16 protein-coding genes and 1 pseudogene are annotated in these 18,608 nt (G+C 64.4%); 12 read left to right on the forward strand and 5 right to left on the reverse strand.

All coding sequences use genetic code 11. The annotated features are described in order from the left end of the window. Positions 1-221: 221 nt before the first annotated feature. The 6 genes and pseudogenes from IVA74_RS15355 to IVA74_RS15380 all read left to right on the forward strand — a co-directional run bounded on the left by IVA74_RS15355 (position 222) and on the right by IVA74_RS15380 (position 7,453). On the forward strand, positions 222-2,885 hold the full coding sequence (locus IVA74_RS15355) for an EAL domain-containing protein (protein WP_247345127.1): 2,664 nt from the start codon (positions 222-224) through the stop codon (positions 2,883-2,885). A 320-nt stretch (positions 2,886-3,205) separates the two neighbouring features. Further along, positions 3,206-4,165, forward strand: coding sequence for an AraC family transcriptional regulator (locus IVA74_RS15360; RefSeq protein ID WP_247345131.1), 960 nt, complete (start codon positions 3,206-3,208; stop codon positions 4,163-4,165). Positions 4,166-4,263: 98 nt separating this feature from the next. Continuing rightward, on the forward strand, positions 4,264-4,554 hold the full coding sequence (locus IVA74_RS15365) for a hypothetical protein (protein ID WP_247345133.1): 291 nt from the start codon (positions 4,264-4,266) through the stop codon (positions 4,552-4,554). 109 nt (positions 4,555-4,663) lie between these two features. Next, entirely contained in the window at positions 4,664-5,869 is a 1,206-nt protein-coding gene (locus IVA74_RS15370) for an NAD(P)/FAD-dependent oxidoreductase (RefSeq protein WP_247345136.1), read from the forward strand. A gap of 93 nt (positions 5,870-5,962) precedes the next feature. Continuing rightward, positions 5,963-6,879, forward strand: a pseudogene (locus tag IVA74_RS15375) (MBL fold metallo-hydrolase). A gap of 214 nt (positions 6,880-7,093) precedes the next feature. Continuing rightward, entirely contained in the window at positions 7,094-7,453 is a 360-nt protein-coding gene (locus tag IVA74_RS15380; protein ID WP_247345139.1) for a hypothetical protein, read from the forward strand. Positions 7,454-7,482: 29 nt separating this feature from the next. Here the strand turns inward: IVA74_RS15380 and IVA74_RS40955 are convergent, their stop codons facing one another. Together IVA74_RS40955 and IVA74_RS15385 are read right to left on the reverse strand one after the other, a co-directional pair. Next, positions 7,483-7,605 (reverse strand): hypothetical protein, encoded by a 123-nt coding sequence (locus IVA74_RS40955; RefSeq protein WP_279666951.1) that lies wholly within the window; start codon positions 7,603-7,605, stop codon positions 7,483-7,485. 96 nt (positions 7,606-7,701) lie between these two features. Beyond that, positions 7,702-7,902: a hypothetical protein gene (locus IVA74_RS15385; RefSeq protein ID WP_247345144.1), complete on the reverse strand. Its 201-nt coding sequence runs from the start codon at positions 7,900-7,902 to the stop codon at positions 7,702-7,704. 105 nt (positions 7,903-8,007) lie between these two features. Between IVA74_RS15385 and IVA74_RS40960 the strand changes: the two genes are divergently transcribed. The 3 genes from IVA74_RS40960 (at position 8,008) to IVA74_RS15395 (ending at position 10,590) form a co-directional block, all read left to right on the forward strand. Continuing rightward, complete coding sequence (locus tag IVA74_RS40960; RefSeq protein ID WP_256467631.1) at positions 8,008-8,139, forward strand: hypothetical protein; 132 nt, start codon at positions 8,008-8,010, stop codon at positions 8,137-8,139. A 120-nt stretch (positions 8,140-8,259) separates the two neighbouring features. Continuing rightward, positions 8,260-9,384 (forward strand): beta-propeller fold lactonase family protein, encoded by a 1,125-nt coding sequence (locus IVA74_RS15390; protein ID WP_247345147.1) that lies wholly within the window; start codon positions 8,260-8,262, stop codon positions 9,382-9,384. Positions 9,385-9,702: 318 nt separating this feature from the next. Continuing rightward, the gene (locus IVA74_RS15395) at positions 9,703-10,590 is read left to right on the forward strand and encodes an HlyD family efflux transporter periplasmic adaptor subunit (protein WP_247345150.1); all 888 of its coding nucleotides are present in this window, start codon (positions 9,703-9,705) and stop codon (positions 10,588-10,590) included. 166 nt (positions 10,591-10,756) lie between these two features. Here IVA74_RS15395 and IVA74_RS15400 read toward each other — a convergent pair whose 3' ends face one another. After that, entirely contained in the window at positions 10,757-11,605 is an 849-nt protein-coding gene (locus IVA74_RS15400) for a caspase family protein (RefSeq protein WP_247345152.1), read from the reverse strand. Between the two features lie 419 nt (positions 11,606-12,024). On the opposite strand from IVA74_RS15400, the gene IVA74_RS15405 reads away from it, so the two are divergent. From IVA74_RS15405 to IVA74_RS15415, 3 genes are all read left to right on the forward strand, one after another. Further along, complete coding sequence (locus IVA74_RS15405) at positions 12,025-13,755, forward strand: hypothetical protein (protein ID WP_247345155.1); 1,731 nt, start codon at positions 12,025-12,027, stop codon at positions 13,753-13,755. Between the two features lie 129 nt (positions 13,756-13,884). Beyond that, positions 13,885-14,625 (forward strand): thermonuclease family protein, encoded by a 741-nt coding sequence (locus tag IVA74_RS15410; protein WP_247345158.1) that lies wholly within the window; start codon positions 13,885-13,887, stop codon positions 14,623-14,625. Between the two features lie 161 nt (positions 14,626-14,786). Beyond that, positions 14,787-15,974, forward strand: coding sequence for an aminotransferase class V-fold PLP-dependent enzyme (locus tag IVA74_RS15415; protein WP_247345160.1), 1,188 nt, complete (start codon positions 14,787-14,789; stop codon positions 15,972-15,974). A gap of 46 nt (positions 15,975-16,020) precedes the next feature. On the opposite strand, the gene IVA74_RS15420 is transcribed toward IVA74_RS15415, so the two are convergent. Together IVA74_RS15420 and IVA74_RS15425 are read right to left on the reverse strand one after the other, a co-directional pair. After that, a complete protein-coding gene (locus IVA74_RS15420; protein ID WP_247345163.1) occupies positions 16,021-17,127 on the reverse strand; it encodes a hypothetical protein in 1,107 nt (368 codons plus the stop codon). Beyond that, positions 17,127-18,563, reverse strand: a complete 1,437-nt coding sequence (locus IVA74_RS15425; protein ID WP_247345166.1) for an MBOAT family protein — start codon at positions 18,561-18,563, stop codon at positions 17,127-17,129. Before IVA74_RS15425 ends, IVA74_RS15420 begins: the two co-directional genes overlap by 1 nt. Positions 18,564-18,608 lie beyond the last annotated feature (45 nt).

The raw sequence follows: 18,608 nt of genomic DNA on the forward strand, positions 1-18,608 counted from the left end.
CCGGGAACAGCAAATTGCGCCGTTTTGGCCGCGGCAGCAAGACGGTCGATAGGATGATGAGCCAACGCGCCAGGGATGAACCGGCGCCACCCCGCCGGCGTCAAATGCTCGACCGCATCGCGGCACCCGCCTGAATCCGTTCCGATTCATATTTTCCTAACCCTCGCTGGTAACCGGCTCTTGTCGGTTTTGCTGCATCTTGCATCCCACGGGAGGGCTACATGGGCACATCGATCAGGTGGACCGCGCGCATGCGCGGGTTGCTGCGCCGTTGGCGCGGCGCGCCACTGACTTGGCTAATCGTCGGCGGTTTCGTGCTGATGGCTGCAATGGCCATCGGCACCGCCCTAACGGTCGACCGCTTCCGGCAGAATGCGATCGAGAGCGGCCGCGACAGCCTGGAAAACTCAGTCCGGCTGCTCGCCCGTCATTTCGACCGCGAGTTCGAGGACTTCGCGGTGCTCCAGAAGAGCGTCATCGCGGAACTCGAAAGCCGTAGCATCGAATCCGCTGATGTCTTCCGCAGCCAGATGGCAACACTCGCGATGCACGAGGTGCTGCGCGCAAAGACAAGTGGTTGGTCCGATGTCGCCGGCGCCAATGTGTTCGATTCCAACGGCGTTCTGATCAACTCGTCGCGGCGCTGGCCGGTCGCCAACATCTCGGTCGGTGACCGCGGCTATTTCAACCGGCTCAAGAACGACGCGTCCGCGCAGGAAGAGATCGAAGTCGTGCCCGGACGGTTCGGCGGTGGCGCCGCGATCGTGTTCGCGCGCCGCGTCTCCGGTCCGCACGGCGAGTTCTACGGCATGGTCTCGCGTGCGATCACGCCCGACCAGCTCGAATCTTTCTTCGCCTCGAGCGGGCTCGGCGAGGAATCCTCGATCGCGATGCATCATCAGAACGGCCAGCTGCTCGCGCGCGTTCCGCATGCCGACGCGATGATCGGCCAGAATTTCCGCAACGGAACGCCCGAGCAGATGGCGGTGTTCGAGCGCACCTTCGTCACCACGCAGCTCGCAAGCCCGATGGACGGCAAGGACCGCATCGTCGCCTCGCGCATGCTGACCGGCGAGCCGCTGGTCGTGGTCGCGACCAAGTCGCTCGACGCGACGCTGGCGACCTGGCGCACGCAAACCAAATTCTTCGTCACCGTCGCCGTGCTGTCGATCGGCCTGCTCGTGCTCACGCTTTATCTGATCTTCCGCCAGGTGACGCGCCGGCTCTCGGTGGAGAAGCAGCGGCTCGACACCGCGATGAACACCATGACGCAGGGCCTCCTGATGTTCGATCAGGACGAACGGCTGATCGTCTGCAATCGGCGCTACATCGAGATGTACGGCCTGTCGGCCGAAATCGTGAAGCCCGGCGCTCATTTCCGCGAAGTGATCCAGCATCGCCACGACACCGGCTCGTTCCACGGCGACGTCGATTCCTATTGCGACGGCATCTTGAGCAATGCCGGGCAGACGCAGAGCGCGATCGTCGAGACCGCGGAGGGCCGCCTGATCGAGATCAAGAACCAGCCCGGCGCCGCCGGCGGCTGGCTCGCGACCCATGACGACGTCACCGATCGCATCCGCGCCGACGAGCGCATCGCGCACATGGCGCATTACGACGCGCTGACCGACCTGCCTAACCGCGTGCTGATGCGCGGCCATCTGGAGCGCCGCGTCGCAGAACTCAGCCAGGGCAAGCCGTTCGCGATCCTCTATATCGACGTCGACGAGTTCAAGGGCGTCAACGATTCGCTCGGACACGAGGTCGGCGACGAGCTGCTGCGCCAGGTCGCGAACCGGCTGCGCGCCTGCGTCAGCGGCAACGACATGGTCGCACGGTTGGGCGGCGACGAATTCGCCATCGTCAAGGCCGGCACCAACGATCAGGCCGAGCTGACGGCACTCGCCGAACAGATCCTGAAGGCGCTGCGCGCGCCCGTGAACTGCAACGGCCAGGAAATCCCGACCGATGCCAGCATCGGCATCGCGATCGCCCCCGACCACGGCGACACTCTCGAGGATCTGCTCAAGCGCGCCGATCTCGCGATGTATGCGGCAAAATCCGAGGGCCGTCGAACCTTCCGTGTCTTCGCGCCCGAATACGACGCCAAGGCAGGGCAGCGCCGTCAGCTCGAGCTCGATTTGCGCCAGGCGCTCGCCCGCGGCGAGTTCGAGGTGCATTACCAGCCGCTGGTCGACCTTGCGGCCAACGTCGTCAACGGCTGCGAAGCGCTGCTGCGCTGGTGCCATCCCGAGCGCGGCATGATTTCGCCTGCGGACTTCATTCCGGTCGCCGAAGAGACCGGACTGATCGGCGAGATCGGCGAATGGGTGCTGAGGCAGGCCTGCACGGAGGCCGCGTCCTGGCCCGGCGACATCCATATCGCGGTGAACGTTTCACCGGTACAGTTCCGCTCCAGGACGCTGGCGCTCAAGGTCGCAGCTGCGCTGGCGGAGTCAGGGCTGGCGCCCGGACGGCTCGAGCTCGAGATCACCGAGACCGTGCTGATCCGCGACGATGCGGAGGCGCTGACGATCCTGCAGCAGCTGCGCGAGCTCGGCGTGCGCATCGCCCTCGACGATTTCGGCACCGGCTATTCCTCGCTGAGCTATCTGCATCGTTTCCCGTTCGACAAGATCAAGATCGACCGCAGCTTCATCAGCGACATCGGCCAGTCCGAAGACTCGTCGCCGATCGTGCAGGCCGTGGTGCACATGGCCGCCGCCCGTCACATGGCGACGACCGCGGAAGGCGTCGAGACCGAGGCCCAGCGCGAGGTGCTGCGAAAGCTCGGATGCAGCCAGATGCAGGGCTGGCTGTTCAGCCCGGCCGTGCCGGCGGCGAAGTTGAGGCAGCTGTTGTCGGCGCAGGCGGTGGCGGCCTAGCTGCGCACCGGCAACCGTACCCCCCATCAGGGGGATTTGTCGCAAAATCGGACAACGCTTGTTCGCTTCGAAATGCGGTGTTCCTGCGCCACAAACGGGTCCAATCGTCACGGCCGCGTGACGGCCGGCCGCACCTGTTGCCATACCCCCGCCCGCCCGCCGTGCGTTCGCGCAAGTGCGCACCGGCTTGGAGCAGGATCAGACAAAGAATCGCGACTTCAGGAAATACGCCGGGCCTTCGCGACGCATAGAACACGCGCCGACCCGTACGAATACGGACGATTGGTCGGAATCCTGAGGCGATCAGGAGGAGCCACGCCATGATCGGAAGCAGCGCACTCATGCGCAATCCCCCGCACAAAAGTTTACCACCCGCGCCGGACGTGCAACCGGACGACAGTTCGACATGCGAGCGGCGCGCTGCCAATCTGGAGATGGCGCGCGTCCTCAAGACGCAGCCGCTTCGCATGGCCTCCGATTCTCAAAGCGGCGCCATCGCCTATTGGAAACACGAGGCGCTGCACGACATTGTCGAGCCGATGGCCGATCACGTCATCATGGCTTATCCCGCCGGCTCGCAGGCGCTGGAACGGCGCACGGGAAAAACGGCTGCAATTGCGACGGCGCGTGCCGGTGTCGTGACGATCATTCCGGCCGGCTCGACGTCCCGTTGGGACATCCACCGGCCCTTGCATGTCGTTCAGCTCTATCTTCCGCAACGGACGCTTCTGCGCATCGCCGACGAAGCCAACACGGCAAGCCCTGACGATCTGCTGGAAAGAACCGGGCATCCCGACGCCATCACGTCCCGATTGCTCCTGAGCGCGGCCGACTCGCTCGAAGGCAGCGCCACACTGGACACGCTGTTCAGGCAGCAATTGACGGATCTTCTCGCGACGCGCCTGTTGGCCGCCCATGCCGGCGTGCCGGCCACGCTGCAGCCGATTATCGGCGGCCTTTCGCCGGCGGTCCTGCGCCGGGCGATCGAACGCCTGCGTTCGGACAGCGATGCAGATGTATCGCTCTCGGCGCTGGCGTCCGATGCCGGTCTATCGCGCTTCCATTTCTGCCGGTCCTTCAAGGAGAGCACCGGGCTCTCGCCGCATGCCTGGCTGCGCCAGCACCGGCTCGAGCAGGCCATGAACATGCTGCGAGAGAGCGACGAGTCGGTCGTCTCGGTCGCCGCGGCGCTTGGTTATTCCTCGCAGACCGCCTTCGCCGCGGCATTCAAGAAGCTGACGGGCGAAACGCCGAGCGATTGGCGCAGGCGCGTGCGTTAGCAGCAATCCCTCGACAGGGACGGCAATCGCGCTGGGGCAGCGGCAAATCGGGTGGGGTACATCATCACCATGTCCAGACCAATCGAGGGAGACCAAAGATGACCTGGAAAAGCTTCGTCACCCGCCAGCTGATTGCATCACGCCGCCGAAGCCTCGCGACCGCGACCTTGTACGGACTCTCGCTGGCCGTTCGCTTCACGTCGGCGACGGGCGAGGAGGTGGAAATTCCGGCGTACTCCATGCATCCGACGCATCCGCTGGTTTCCATCATGACCCGAAATGGCCCCGGCCTGCCCTATCAGGACTGGGGTGCAATGGAGCCTCAGCCGCTCGTCCTTCGCTACAGCTCGCCGCCGCGTTCGCCGCTGCAACGCTGCATGGCGCCTTAAGATCAGCCATCGGCTTCACCTCTTCGTGCCGCTGCCGGACGCTGCCCTTAACGCAGCAACGCGGTCGCGCGCGGACTTTCGAAAAGCGCAAACAACAAGGAGCAAACCCATGCGAATCATCATCATCGGTGCCGGCTTCGCCGGCATGTACGCCGCCCTTTCCGCGGCGCGTCAGCGCGAGATCCAGGGCGTCTCGCCAGAGCAGCTCGAGATCGCGCTGGTTGCCCCCGCGCCCACGCTCGTGGTTCGCCCGCGGCTCTATGAAGCGAAGCCCGAGACTCTGACGGCGCCCCTGCTCGATGTGCTCGAAGCGATCGACGTCGCCTATGTGCAAGGCAGCGCCAAGACCATCAACACCGAAGCTCGAACGGTAGAGATCGTCACCGCCAAGGGCGCCACCAAGACGCTCTCTTACGATCGCCTCGTCGTGGCCACCGGCAGCCGGCTGTTCCGTCCGAACATTCCGGGCCTCGCCCAACACGGCTTCAGCGTCGATACGCTCGACGACGCGGTCGCGCTCGACAAGCATCTGCACGGTCTTGCGAAGCGGCCCGCCGTGAACGGACGCGAGACGGTGGTGGTCGCCGGCGGCGGCTTCACCGGCATCGAAGCGGCCACGGAGATGCCGGCGCGGTTGCGCGATATCTTCGGCAAGGATGCCAAGCCCCGCATCATCATCGTCGAGCGCAATATTGCGATCGCGCCTGACATGGGCGAGGGCGCTCGCCCCATCATCGAGGAAGCCCTGCGCAAGGTCGGCGTGGAGACACGGCTCGGCGCCGGTGTCGCCTCGCTCGATCAATCCGGTGTGACGCTGTCGAATGGCGAGCACATCGAAACCGAGACCGTGATCTGGGCGGCGGGCATTCGCGCCGCGCCGCTGACCGCGCAGATACCTGCCGGGCGCGACAATTTCGGCCGTCTGCTGGTGGACCGCGATCTGCGCGTGCCCGGTGTCGCGGGCGTCTTCGCCACCGGCGATGCTGCGCGCGCCGCCTGCGACGACGAGGGCAATCACGCGCTCATGTCGTGTCAGCACGCCACGCGGATGGGCGCCTTTGCCGGCAACAACGCCGCGGCCGAGCTGCTGGGCGTGCCTACCAGGCCCTATCACCAGAAGGCCTATGTGACCTGCCTCGACCTCGGCGAAGCCGGCGCGTTGTTCACACGTGGATGGGAGCGTGAGGTCGAGATGGTCGGTGAGACCGCCAAGAAGACCAAGCACGAGATCAACACTGTCTGGATCTACCCACCGAAGGCCGAGCGCGCCGCCGCGCTCGCGTCGGCCGGTCCGGAGCGCGTGACTGAGCTCTAGACGCACCAAGCGATGACGGCTGCACGTTCCTGGCCGTGCGGCCTGCTCAACCAAGACCAGCCGGAAACTCTACCCTTGAAACAGGAGACCCACATGAATCTGCACAACACCTCATATCCCGTGTCATCGGGGCCCGAAGAGCTCGTTCCCTCGCGCTACGCGCTGAAGATCGGCGAGATCGACGTGCTGGTGGTCAGCGATGGCGTGCTGCCGCTGCCAACCACGATGTTGGCCCACAACGCCGACCCGGCCGTCCGGGCGACCTGGCTGCACGACATGTTCCTGCCGCAGGACGCTTTCGACTGGGCGCTGAACGCGGTGATGGTCCGCAGCGGCGGCAAGACCATCCTCATCGACGCCGGACTGGGATCGGACCCGAACTTGAACTTGCCGCGCGCCGGGCAGTTGATCAAGCGACTGGCGGCCGCCGGCATCGATCTTTCGTCGGTGACCGATCTGGTGCTGACCCATTTGCACATGGACCACATCGGCGGGCTGCTGGTCAACGGGGTGAAGGAGCAACTGCGTAAAGACCTGCGGATCCACGTCGCGGCTGCCGAGGTCAAATTCTGGGAAGCGCCAGATTTTTCCCGCACTGCCATGCCGGAAGGATTCCCGGACGCGCTTCGAGCGACCGCCAAGCGGTTCGTGAAGGAGTTCGGCCCTCGGCTGCGGCTGTTCGATGACGAGCACGAGGTTGCGCCCGGCGTCATCGCCCGTCGCACCGGCGGTCACACCCCCGGACACAGCGTGGTTCGCATGGCGTCCGGCGATGATGCGCTGACATTCGCCGGCGAACCGTGTTTGCCGTCGGGTTCGAACAACCGGACTGGCACAACGGTTTCGAACACGACCCCGAGGATGCGGCGCGCGTACGCATCAATCTCTTGCGAGAGCTCGCCAAGACCGGCGAGATGCTGGTGGCCACGCACCTGCCGTTCCCGTCCGTGGGCCGGGTCGCGGTCGACGGCAACGCCTTTCGTTGGGTTCCGGTGTTCTGGGACTACTGAGCGCTTGCCGGATTAGCATCAACGCAGGGCGCGGACTCATATCATCGATGAGTTCGCGCCCTTGAAAATAGGATCAAACGTCGGACCTCGCGGTTATCGCTCCGCTGAGATGGCTGGAACCCGATCGGCGGGCGTCAGTCGGCATTGCGTCACGCGCAGCGCGGGCGGCTCCCCGTCTGCGCTCCTGCGCGCGCGCGAGATCGAGCGAGGCGATATGGCAATCGCGACTTTCAGGATCATCACGCTCGTAGCGGTTGCCGCCTTGATTGGGCCTTACGTGGAAGCCCGCGACGACGGTCGCTACGCAAACTCTCCCCTCAAGGGCTGGTTCGAGGGCCTGCACAGCAAGGGCGGCGGCGCCTGCTGTGCCGACGCCGACGGCACCGCCCTCGACGACGTCGATTGGGACACGCAAAACGGACATTATCGCGTCAGGCTAATGGGCGATTGGATCGAGGTGCCCGACGACGCCGTGATCACCGAGCCGAACCGTGCCGGCCGCACCATGGTCTGGCCGTATTACATCAACGGACGCGCCAAGATCCGCTGCTTCATGCCCGGCAGCATGATTTGAGGGTTCAGGAAATTTCGCAGGATGCGGGCTTACTTCGCCTGCTTGGCCGCCCGGATCTCGGCGAACTCCGCGTCGGGATGGGTGACGATGGTGGCGAACATGATGCCGCTGATGATGAGCGACCAGGCGGTGTCCCAATAAATCCAAAACACGTGCCAGCCTCCGTTTCGATCTCCTCGGCCCGCGGGATCAGGACAACGGAAAGGCGAGGCTGCTGTTCCAAATGCAAGTGCGGCGCGGGCGAGGCGCTATTCTGGTTTGGTCGGCACCGAGTTGCGATCGGTTTGACCGGTGTGGCGCTTTGCCACGACATCCTCATCGCGCTCGCCTTGATGCGGGCGCGGCGGCGGCTCGGGCTGGCCGGCTTCGCCGCCATGCTTGCCGCCCATGTCGGGCTTACCTTCGAGATCGTTCGCGGGGCATGCCCGTTCAATGCGCTGGCGCGGCATTGGTTCGTTTCCGCCTGTGAACGAGTTCATAGGATTGCCGCGGTTTGCAGTGCACGATCGCAAGGCGCGCCCCAGGGGCATTCATTGAGGGACGGATTCGGCCTGATGCGGAAACCACTCATCGTCCGGACGATCCTGACCTGCGCGCTGCTCGCGGTCACCGTGTGGACCGTGCTCGGGTCGCCCAAACCTCCGCCCGGCCGGCATCTGCCCTCCCGCACAGCGGCGGTGCGGTAGACCTCCCCACCGATACCATTTCGGCATCGATCAATCCCAATTGGAATTTGGTGCGGCGGGGCGGCTGCCGCTATCCTCGCGACAAAACGACACTGCCGCACCGGCTTTCAGGAGGACCCCATGTTGAGACCGACCCGACGCGTCGCATCCCGCGCGCCCCGCACTGCGATCGCCACCACCCTCGCTTTCCTCACCCTCATTTCTGGAGTCCGCGCCGGCATGGCCGAGACCTTCGCCTATGTCGGCAATGCCGACAGCAACGACATCAGCGTGTTCAAGATGGCTGAGAGCGGCGAGATGGTTCCCGTGCAGACGGCCGCCTTCACCGGCGTCGAAAAGCCCGGCTCCTCGACGCCGCTCGCGATCACACCCGACCACCGCGTGCTGATTGCGGGCGTCCGCTCGCAGCCGTTCGTTGCGGTGAGCTTTGCAATCGATCCCAAGACGGGTCAGCTCAGCCATATCGGCAACGGGCCGCTCGCCGACAGCATGGCCAATATCGCCCTCGACCGCAGCGGCAAGTTCCTGTTCAGCGCCTCCTATGGCGGCAACAAGGTCGCGCTGAATCCGCTCAACGCCAATGGCGTCGCGGGCGAGCCGAAGCAGGTGATCCCGACCGGGCTGAATGCGCACGCCTTCCTGCCCTCGCCCGACAACCGCTTCGTGTTCGCGACCAATCTCGGCTCCGACCAGGTGCTGGCCTTCGCGTTCGATGCCACGACCGGTACGCTCACGCCGAGCGATCCGCCGGCCCACAAGGTGCCGGAGAAATCGGGGCCGCGACATTTCGTATTCCACCCCAACGGCAAGTTCGTCTATCTCATCCACGAGCTGAACGGCGACGTCGCGGCGTTCGCGTACGAAGCCAAGAGCGGCGCATGGGACGAGATCCAGCGCACCACCGCGCTGCCGGAGGGGTTTTCGGGAAAGCCCTGGGCGGCAGACATTCACATCACCCCCGACGGCCGTTTCCTCTACGCTTCCGATCGCACCACCAACACGCTCACCGCCTACAAGATCGATGCAACAAGCGGCAAGCTGTCCACGATCGGCAGCGTGCCGACCGAGAAGCAGCCGCGCGGCTTCCACATCGATCCCTCGGGGCGCTACCTCGCCGCCGTCGGCGAACTCTCCGACAGCATGACGGTCTATGCCATCGACCAGAGCGGCGGCGCGCTGACCAAGCTGAAATCCTACGCCACCGGCAAGAAGCCGAACTGGGTGGAGTTCTTGAGCCTGCCGTGAGATTGCTCACCTTTGGAGGCTGCGGGATGAGTTCGGCCTGCATGGTTCGAGACGTCCGCTTTGGCGGGCTCCTCACCATGAGGGTCTGATATCTCGCCGCGAAGCACGACCTCATCCTGAGGGCCAGGCGGGCGTCTCGAAGGATGGCCGCAGGGATGGGGGGAAGACAGCGAACCTTGGCGTCGGTCCCGAAGACTAATTCAACGGGCGGCAACGCGCCGCCCGTGCTGCTGCGGCATTCTCATCCGGCCGGCCCATGGTCTGCCGCGGTTGCTTCTGTTATCGATGAGGCCATCAAGGCCCCAACCGGAATGACCGATGCGTTCATTGCCTGCGCGTTCTTTTTCCCAGCATTTCGTTGCGCTCACCGGACTGCTGTTGCTGTCCGCCCAGCCCGCGCCTGCCGCCGATGATGACGCGCCCAAGGGACCGGCAGTCACGGTGCTGAAGGTCGCAAAATCCTGTTTCTCCGACATCGTCGAGGCCACCGGCACGATCGTCGCGCGCGAGGAAAGCTCCGTGCGGCCCGAGCGGCCCGGCCTGAAGGTGACGGAAGTGCTGGCGGAAGCCGGCGAAACCACCACCGCAGGCCAAGTGCTGGCGCGGCTGGCGCTGCCCGAGGGTGGCACGCTTCAGGTCACCGCCCCTGTTGCGGGCGTGATCGCGACGTCGACCGCGCAGATCGGCAACCTCGCCTCGGCCAAGGGCGAGGCGCTGTTCACCATCGTGGCGCGCAGCGAATACGATCTCGTCGGCCTCGTCGCGACCACCGATATGCGCAAGCTCGCGGTCAACCAGCAGGCGACCGTGCGCATCGCCGGCGCCGGAGATATCGACGGCAAGGTGCGCCGCATCGGCCCGACCGTCGAGCCGAACATCCAGCAGGGCATCGTCTATATCGGCATCTCCTCGCAGAAGCGGCTGTTGCTGAATGCGAGCGGGCGCGCGCTGATCAAGTCCGGACAGAGCTGCAACGTCGCGGTGCCGCTGACCTCGGTGCAATATTCCTCCGCCGGCACCGTCGTGCAGGTGATCCGCCGCAACCGCGTCGAGACCAAGCGCGTCGAGGTCGGACTGATGTCGGGCGGCAATATCGAGGTCCGCGACGGCCTCAACGAAGGCGATGTCGTCGTCGCCCGCGCCGGTGCGCTGTTGCGCGAAGGCGATGCCGTGCGCCCGGTGATGGCCGCGGAAGCTGCGAAGTAGGGTTGCTATAGTCCCGGACGCGCTGCAGCGTGTAATGCTGCTGCGCAGAGCCGGGACCCATCTCTCGTCCAGGCGATAGCCTAAAAAACCAGGCCCCGGCTCAGCGTCGCATCATTGCATGATGCGCCGCGTCCGGGGCACGAGACTTGGCAGAACCTAAGAAAAACTAGCCGCCGGCTTCGCCGAAATGGATATCTTCGAGCAGCGAGGAAGAGACCGACGGGACCTGGTCGCCTTCGCTCGCACGGGAGATGGCAACGCGGGTCTTGTTGAAGACGCTCTCGGCGCTGCCCTGCGCATTGAGATTGGTGAGGAACTCGCTGACCAGCACGCTGTGCTCGCCCTTGCCGTCGTCGACGACCTTGCCGGGCGAAGCCGAGGAAAGGATCAGCGCATTGTCGGGCGCGGTGATCGGCGCGAGGCCGTGGCTGTAGGAGCGGAAGCGGCGCTCATAGGGATTGCGGCGGGAAGCGTCGACCACGACGAGCTTGGCCTTGGCGCCCTGCTCCTTGATCATGTCGAGCACGCCGTCGATGGAAACGCCCTGGCGGCGGACATCGCTTTCCTTCCAGATCACGGCATCGACCGGCAACATGTAGCTTTGGCGGCCGGCCTCTACGCCGTAGCCGCCGAAGAACAGCATGACGACGGTGTCGCGCTTGATCCGGGACTTCAGGCGATTGACGGCGCGGACCATGTCGTCCCTGGTTGCGTCTTCCACCATGTCGACGTCAAAGCCGCTCTTGCGCAGCGACGAGGACAGCGCGCGGGCGTCGTTGATCGACTGCGTCAGCGGCGCGCTGGCGTCCGGGTAATGTCCATTGCCGATGACAAGCGCGAGACGCGAGGTCTGGCCGATCGAGCCGGTGACCTGGTCGGTCGAGATGGCCTTGGCGGCATCGAGAGTACGCATATTGAGGGCAGCATGGGCGCCGATCACGAGCGACACCGTGCCGATGAGGGCTGCGGCGACGGCGATCGTGCGTCGGGAAAGGTCGAGCTGCGTTACATTCATCTCGGTTCGTTCCTGTGCCAAAGACCAGCCAAGCACGCGCACACTGTTTGAGTAGCGCGATAGCGTCTTTAGGTTTGAGGGGTTGGCCGGGGTGTGCCCCCGAATTGCGCGCAATTTGCGGCGCCGCACCAAACAAACCTTTAACCGGATATTGCCTCCCCGGCAATAGATTGCGCAAAACTTGAGCTAAACCGCTGAAGATATTAGTTAATTTCCATCGCCCAATGTGTGATTTTATTGCGTCCCCGTAGCCTTCCGGAGCTTGATTATGCAGACTTCGTGCCGGCTCTTTCTGTGACCGCTATCACATTTGTATTTCCTGCGAATCCGGGTAGCTTTTTCAACGAGTTGCAGGGGGTGGTGCGCGGCTGGGAGCGTGCCGGCCGGCCCCCGGCCAAATTCCGGCGACCAGGTATTTCATGAGCTTTCAATATTTTGCCGGCGCCGCCTGCCGGGCGCTGACAGCGCGGAAGGACGGCCCCTCGCTTTATGACGTCTGCGATCCCGTATTGTCTGTTGCGGCCAGCGGCGATCCGCATCTGGCCAAGTTCTACAAGACCGCGCTTGGCAATCCCGCATTGCGGGTGCTGCTGCGACGCGCGGGCGTGCCCGAGCTGCGCGACGAAGCGAAACTGGCCCGGCTGCGCGAGGCGCTGGTTCGCGCCCGCGACGAGGCCGAGCCCGATTGGGCGGCGGTCGGCCAGCCCGTCGCCGATCTCGTCGACAGCATCGCGCTGGATCATCCCAAGCCGCCGCCGGCCATGTTCACGGGCGCTATGCCGCAACAATCGCAGATCGACGGCGTGATCCGCGACTGCGCGCAGCATCTGCTCGGCTCGTACCGCAAAAATGGCTTTCTGCCGACCTACGCCGCGTTCAACCTGATCGGCGATCCTGATTTCCGCGGGCGCGAGCTGACCATGGCGCTCACGGGCCTCAACGCGCGCGGCTACAAGAACTCCTCGCTGCTGTTCAATCTCGCCCGCGTCTTCATTGCGCGCTCGCCGGCGCGCGCGGTCGTCAATCCGCCCTGGACCGGCATCGCCGAGCCGATGTGGGAGCCGGTGCAGATCCGCCACCGCTCGGCTTATTACGACGCGTTCTTCATCGAGGCGCTGTTGAGTTACGTCGAGACCGGGCTCGCCTCGTCCGCCGACAAGATGGCGGCTGAGCGCGCGATCGCCGACATGGTGGATTTTTGCGTCAACATCAGCCGCGAGGAAGTCGAGGGCCTCGATGGCGCACGGTTCAACGTCATCACCGCGCTGGCGCCCGCGCCGCATCCGCGCTTTTCGCGCTACTTCGCCCAGATCAAGCAGGATCTCGGTTTCGGCGTCTACGTGCCGGATTGCGACACCACGGCCTGCTCGATCTCCGCGGCGACGCAGGCCGGCTGCACCGATCCGATCCTCGACCAGCCGCTGCTGGATTTCTACGCGGGCTATCAGGTGTGCGCGGGCGTCAACGAGCCGCGCGTGACGGTGCCGATCAACGACAATATCGACTATGAGGGCGGGGTCGCGACCTGGATCGACAATCTCCGGGGCGAGCGGCCCTACGGCAACGATCTCGATCCGACGCTCAATCTCGACATTCTCGAGGTCAGCTTTCGCAACCTCGCGCGCTGGAAAGTATTGGAGACGCCGGCGCGGCTCGCCACCGTGCATCGCATCATCGGCTTTCAGAAGCGGCTTGCCGCGAGCGGCGCCTTCGCCAATCCGCGCTCACACATCTATTACCTGCCGGAGCTCTACAGTGCCTATTTCGGCCGCTGCTACGCAGCCTTCCTGGCGCTGCCGCTGGCGGCGCAGGCCGCGGTCGATCCCGATGGCGATTTCGATTTCATCCGTCACCGCGTGCTCTCCTACGTCCAGGGCGAGCTGATGGCCGCCGAGATGAACGTGTTCGACGCGGCGCTGGCGCTGATCGCGCTCGGCCATCTCGGCGCCGATCCGCGCGCCTTTGCGCCGGCGCTGAACGTGATCGTCGCGAGCTTGGGCGAAGGCGGCCGCCGCGGCCCGTTTCGCGCCTATGAGTGGAACAAGATGAAGACGCCGACGCGGATTTTGGTCGGGGGGCCTGAGGTGACGTCGGCGTTCGTGCTGATGGGGCTGGCGGTGGCCAAGCGGGCGATGGCGGGACGAGGGTGAGATGGTCCCGTGCCCCGGACGCAATGACAGGAAGTTGAAAGCCCATCTGCCTGGCAAACGCTGGCCGGGCGGACAAAAGCCGACCACAATCGCGAGGTCTATCGCAATTTTCATCACACGCGGACCGGCATGTTGCGAAAATTTCTGATTGCGCTGTCACTGCTCGCCTTATCCTTGCCCGGCTTGCCGTCGCCGGCTGAGGCCGCCGACATCACCGGCACCGCAAAAGTCCGCGCCGGCGACACAGTCGTGATCGGCAACACGCGGATCCGGCTCGGCGGCATCGACGCGCCCGCGGTCGACCAGCTCTGCCTCAACACCAAGGGCGAGCGCTGGACCTGCGGCATCGCGGCCCGCGACGAGCTCGCCAAATACACCGAGGGCAAGAGCTGGGTCTGCCATGCGCGGTCGATCGACCGGCGCGGCCGCACCGTGGCGCGCTGCGATGTCGGCGGCGAAGACATCCAGAAATGGCTGGTTCGCACCGGCTGGGCGCTGGCCTATACCCGCGTCTCTCGCGACTACGAACATGATGAGGCTGGCGCGCGAGAGGCAAAGGCCGGGATGTGGCAGGGCGCCTTCATCGCGCCATGGGACTGGCGCGTGCGCAACAAGAAGACGACGATATTGGGCGCCACCAAGCCGCCCGAGGGCGCGCATGCGATCCTGCTCGCTTCGGCCTCGGGGCCGGTCGCGCCCTCGCCGGACTGCACCATCAAGGGCAACGTCAACACCGGCGGCGAGTGCATCTATCACCAGCCGACCAGCCGGTGGTATGCGCAGATCAAGATGAAGATCAGCAAGGGCACGCGCTGGTTCTGCTCGGTGGAAGAGGCGGAAGCCGCCGGCTGCCGCGAGACCAAGAGATAGAGCATGGTCCGGAAAAGTGTGAGGCGGCTTTCCGACAAAACCAAGCTCAGAACAAAAGACCACTCCAGACCTGCGTTTTACGTGCTTTTCTTGGGCTTCTGCGGCGCGTAAAAGAAGAAAACAACCTCCAGACCGTCTTCACGACACAAGGAAGTATAGCAATGACCGTTCGCGCGGGCCGGGAATTTCTGGCCATCCCCGGGCCCACCAATATGCCCGACGAGGTGCTGCGGGCGATGCATCGTCCGGCGATCGACATCTACTCCAAACAGATGACCGACCTGACCGAGAGCCTGCTCGGCGACATCTCAAAACTGTTTGCGACCAAGGGCAAGTCCTACATCTACATCGCCAATGGTCACGGCGCCTGGGAAGCGGCGCTGAGCAACGTGCTGTCGCGCGGCGAAAAAGTGCTGGTGCTGGAGAGCGGGAGGTTCGCGATCGGCTGGGGCCATGCGGCTTCCCTGATGGGTGCCGAGGTCGAGGTGCTCAAGGGCGACTGGCGCCGCGCGGTACGGCCGCACGAGGTCGAGGAGCGCCTGCGCCGCGACAAGGAGCATACGATCAAGGCCGTCGTCGTCGTCCAGGTGGACACGGCCTCGGGCGTGCAGAACGACATCGAGGCGATCGGCAAGGCGATCAAGGCGAGTGGCCATCCGGCGCTGTACATGGTGGACACCGTGGCGTCGCTCGGCTGCATGCCGTTCGAGATGGACAAATGGGGCATCGACGTCGCGATGTCGGGCTCGCAGAAGGGCCTGATGACACCGCCTGGCCTCGGCTTCGTCGCCGCCAATGCGCGTGCGCTCGAGGTGCACAAGAAGGCCAACATGGCGACGCCCTATTGGAGCTGGAGCGAGCGCGAAGGCACCGAGCATTACCGCAAATACGCCGGCACCGCGCCGGTGCATCTGCTGTTCGCGCTGCGCCAGGCGATCGACCTTCTGCACGAGGAAGGGCTGGAGAACGCCTTCCGCCGCCATAGCCTGCTCGGCGAAGCCGCGCGCCGCGCCGTCGGCGCATGGTCGGAAGGCCAGGTGCTCGGCTTCAATATCGCCGATGCCAGCGAGCGTTCCAACACCGTGACCACGGTGACCATGAGCAATGGCCATGATCCGGCAGTGCTGCAAAGCTATTGCAAGGAAAAATGCGGTGTCGTGCTCGGCAACGGCATCGGCGACCTCACCGGCAAAGCCTTCCGCATCGCCCATATGGGCCATGTCAATGCCCCGATGCTGCTCGGCACGCTGGGAGTGATCGAGATCGGTCTCAACGCGCTGAAGATCCCGCACGGCAAGGGCGGGCTCGAAGCGGCGGTCGCGTATCTTGGCGATGAGGTGGCGGTGTAGGCCAGCTTCGCGTCTCTTCCTTCTCCCCTTGTGGGAGAAGGAAAGATCAGCGCTCCACGCGATATGCCGCGACCTGTGCCTTCAACTCGTCCAGCGACGCAAGTGATGCCTTCGGATCGACCCGATATTCCCCCCTCGCCAGCCATTTCAACACTTTCGCATCAACGACCGGCGAATGGTGGATGACATCGCCGTAATTGTTGAGGTCGTGCGTGACTTCCTTGATCGCGCGGAAATCATAAAGGCGGACATTGGGAAGCTGCGTGAGGCGCTCCGCCACGCGCGCCGTGAGATCGGTGACGATCTTCAGCGTCGCAGGCGAGGCGTCGCGCATCGCGACGAATTGCAGGATCGAATAGGGCGGGAAGTAGATGTCGAAGGTCACGCCCGGATGACGCGTGATCAGGCCGACGGCATCGCGCTCGAAGTGCCGCACCATGGCGTCGTAGCCATAGCCTTCGCCGAGAAAGCGGCTGCGCATGGGATTTGTGATGTAGGCGAAGGCGGCAAGCGCCTTCTCTGCATTGTAGCCACGGGCGACGTCGAAATCCCGCGGCAGCGCGTAGATGTCGTCGACCTTGGCCAGCGCGAACTTGACGGGCAGATAAGGCGCGGCCCGGATCAGCGGCTGCCGCAACGGCGGAACCGACCGCAGCAGCGCGAACAGCGATTCCTTCGCCATCGCCGCGCTGAAAAGATAGGACGCGATCCCCTTTGCCGTCCCGCGATAGAGATCGACGGAGAAATGAGGATCCGTCTCGATGTCAGCCGCATCGACAAAAATAAAATCGTCCATCTGCCAGATCACGCGCTTTGCGCCGCGGTCGATTGCCTGCTCCAGCACAAAACCCTGCTGGCGCGAATTGGAGCCGGTCATCGCCAGCTTGAGCGAGTGCACGCCGAGCGCATGGTCGATGTCGCTCTGACGAAAATGGATCGCGAGCGAGGTGCCCATGAAGGCGGTGTCGAACGACTGGCTGCGGATCAGCCCGGCATTCTGCACGCGCGTGTCGTCCGAATAAAAGGGCGCGACGAGACGCGAGGACCGAAACAGTTGCAGGGGATCGACGCCGTAAATGAGCGCAGCCGCCCCGAGCACGCACGCGATGCTCGCGAGCAGAAGACGTCCTGGATATGTGAACGTGCCCCGCATCAGAACCGGAAATAGATGAATTCGCTGTGGCTCTGGATGCCCAAAATCCCAAACGCAAGCACCAGCGACGCGCCATAGAGGACCAGAGGCCGCAACCGTCCCGCCATCAAGCCCTCTCCGACCCTGCGGTTGGCGTGGTCGTATCCCATGAGTCCTTGCGTGTTCGGCGCCAGCCACACCAGCGCGGCATAGATCGTGACCTGCACCAGCGCCGCGATCTCCTCGCGGCCGAGGATGACGTTCGCCGGATCGGCCATGGCGCCGAGAACCCGCAGCGCCCAGTCGACCCGCTCGGCGCGGAAAAACACCCAGGCGACGACGACGGCAAGGAAGGTGAGTACGGCCCCGGCGATCCGGACCGGACGCGCAAGAGCCGCCGGGATGTTCGGCACCAGCGCGTTGAAGGCGTGATTGACGCAGAGATAAGCGCCATGCAGCGCGCCCCAGACCACGAACGTCCAGGCCGCACCATGCCAGAGCCCTCCGAGCAGCATCGTGATCATCAAATTGACATAGCGCAGCACGCGGCCGTGGCGGTTGCCGCCGAGCGGGATGTAGAGATAGTCGCGCAGGAATTGCGACAAGGTCATGTGCCAGCGGCGCCAGAACTCGACGATGCTGGTGGCCTTGTAGGGCGAGTTGAAATTGACGGGCATGAAGATGCCGAACATCAGCGATATCCCGATCGCCATGTCGGAATAGCCGGAGAAGTCGAAATAGAGCTGGAAGGTGTAGGCGAGCGAGCCAAGCCAGGCCTGATCAAAACTCGGCGCGCGCGCATCGAAGGCGAGCGCAACCAGCGGCTGGATGCCGTCGGCAAGGCATGTCTTCTTGAACAGGCCGATCGCAAAGATGATGATTCCGCACAAAATGAGATGCGCATGCGGATGCTTGGTTTCCTCCCGCTCGAATTGCGGGATCATGTCCTTGTGGTGGAGGATCGGTCCCGCGATCAGATGCGGAAAGTATGTCACGAACAGCGCGTAGTGCGGCAGCGCGTAAGCCGCGACCTGCCCGCGATAGGCGTCAACCAGGAACGCGATCTGGGTGAACGTGTAGAAGGAGATACCGACCGGCAGCAGGATGTGGACCGCGAAATGCGTCCCGGTTAGCGCGTTGATGTTCTCGGCGGCGAAGCCGGCATATTTGAAAATGCCAAGCACCAGGAGATCGCCGGCGACGCCAAGCGCGAGTGCCGCCTTACGTTGCGACGGAGTAAGCTTCGCCACGATGAGGAGATGGCCGACGCCGTAGTTGAAGGCGATCGATATCAGCAACAGCGCAACGAACTGCCAGTTGCCGATGGCATAGAAAGCGAGCGAGGCCGCCGCCAGCCAGATCACCGGGGCCAGATTGCTGCGCCGCCCGAGCCAGAAATATCCGGCCAGCGCGGCCGGCAGGAACAGCAGGATGAACGGATAGGAATTGAACAGCATCGGCCTGGACCGGAGGCGGGACTAAAGGGATTTGGCCCCTAAAGC

The organism is Bradyrhizobium sp. 132 (assembly GCF_023074185.1).
Lineage (GTDB): Bacteria > Pseudomonadota > Alphaproteobacteria > Rhizobiales > Xanthobacteraceae > Bradyrhizobium.

Excerpts from the sequence above, each read along its gene's own strand:
- IVA74_RS40960 (WP_256467631.1), top strand. The coding sequence starts at position 8,008 with ATGCGGAAACCACTCATCGTCCGGACGATCCTGACCTGCGCGCTGCTC.
- IVA74_RS15405 (WP_247345155.1), top strand. The coding sequence starts at position 12,025 with ATGAGCTTTCAATATTTTGCCGGCGCCGCCTGCCGGGCGCTGACAGCG.
- IVA74_RS15360 (WP_247345131.1), top strand. The coding sequence starts at position 3,206 with ATGATCGGAAGCAGCGCACTCATGCGCAATCCCCCGCACAAAAGTTTA.
- IVA74_RS15420 (WP_247345163.1), bottom strand. The coding sequence starts at position 17,127 with ATGCGGGGCACGTTCACATATCCAGGACGTCTTCTGCTCGCGAGCATC.
- IVA74_RS15355 (WP_247345127.1), top strand. The coding sequence starts at position 222 with ATGGGCACATCGATCAGGTGGACCGCGCGCATGCGCGGGTTGCTGCGC.
- IVA74_RS15395 (WP_247345150.1), top strand. The coding sequence starts at position 9,703 with ATGCGTTCATTGCCTGCGCGTTCTTTTTCCCAGCATTTCGTTGCGCTC.
- IVA74_RS15400 (WP_247345152.1), bottom strand. The coding sequence starts at position 11,605 with ATGAATGTAACGCAGCTCGACCTTTCCCGACGCACGATCGCCGTCGCC.
- IVA74_RS15380 (WP_247345139.1), top strand. The coding sequence starts at position 7,094 with ATGGCAATCGCGACTTTCAGGATCATCACGCTCGTAGCGGTTGCCGCC.
- IVA74_RS15365 (WP_247345133.1), top strand. The coding sequence starts at position 4,264 with ATGACCTGGAAAAGCTTCGTCACCCGCCAGCTGATTGCATCACGCCGC.
- IVA74_RS15390 (WP_247345147.1), top strand. The coding sequence starts at position 8,260 with ATGTTGAGACCGACCCGACGCGTCGCATCCCGCGCGCCCCGCACTGCG.
- IVA74_RS15425 (WP_247345166.1), bottom strand. The coding sequence starts at position 18,563 with ATGCTGTTCAATTCCTATCCGTTCATCCTGCTGTTCCTGCCGGCCGCG.
- IVA74_RS15415 (WP_247345160.1), top strand. The coding sequence starts at position 14,787 with ATGACCGTTCGCGCGGGCCGGGAATTTCTGGCCATCCCCGGGCCCACC.
- IVA74_RS15370 (WP_247345136.1), top strand. The coding sequence starts at position 4,664 with ATGCGAATCATCATCATCGGTGCCGGCTTCGCCGGCATGTACGCCGCC.
- IVA74_RS15410 (WP_247345158.1), top strand. The coding sequence starts at position 13,885 with ATGTTGCGAAAATTTCTGATTGCGCTGTCACTGCTCGCCTTATCCTTG.
- IVA74_RS15385 (WP_247345144.1), bottom strand. The coding sequence starts at position 7,902 with ATGCCGCGCCAGCGCATTGAACGGGCATGCCCCGCGAACGATCTCGAA.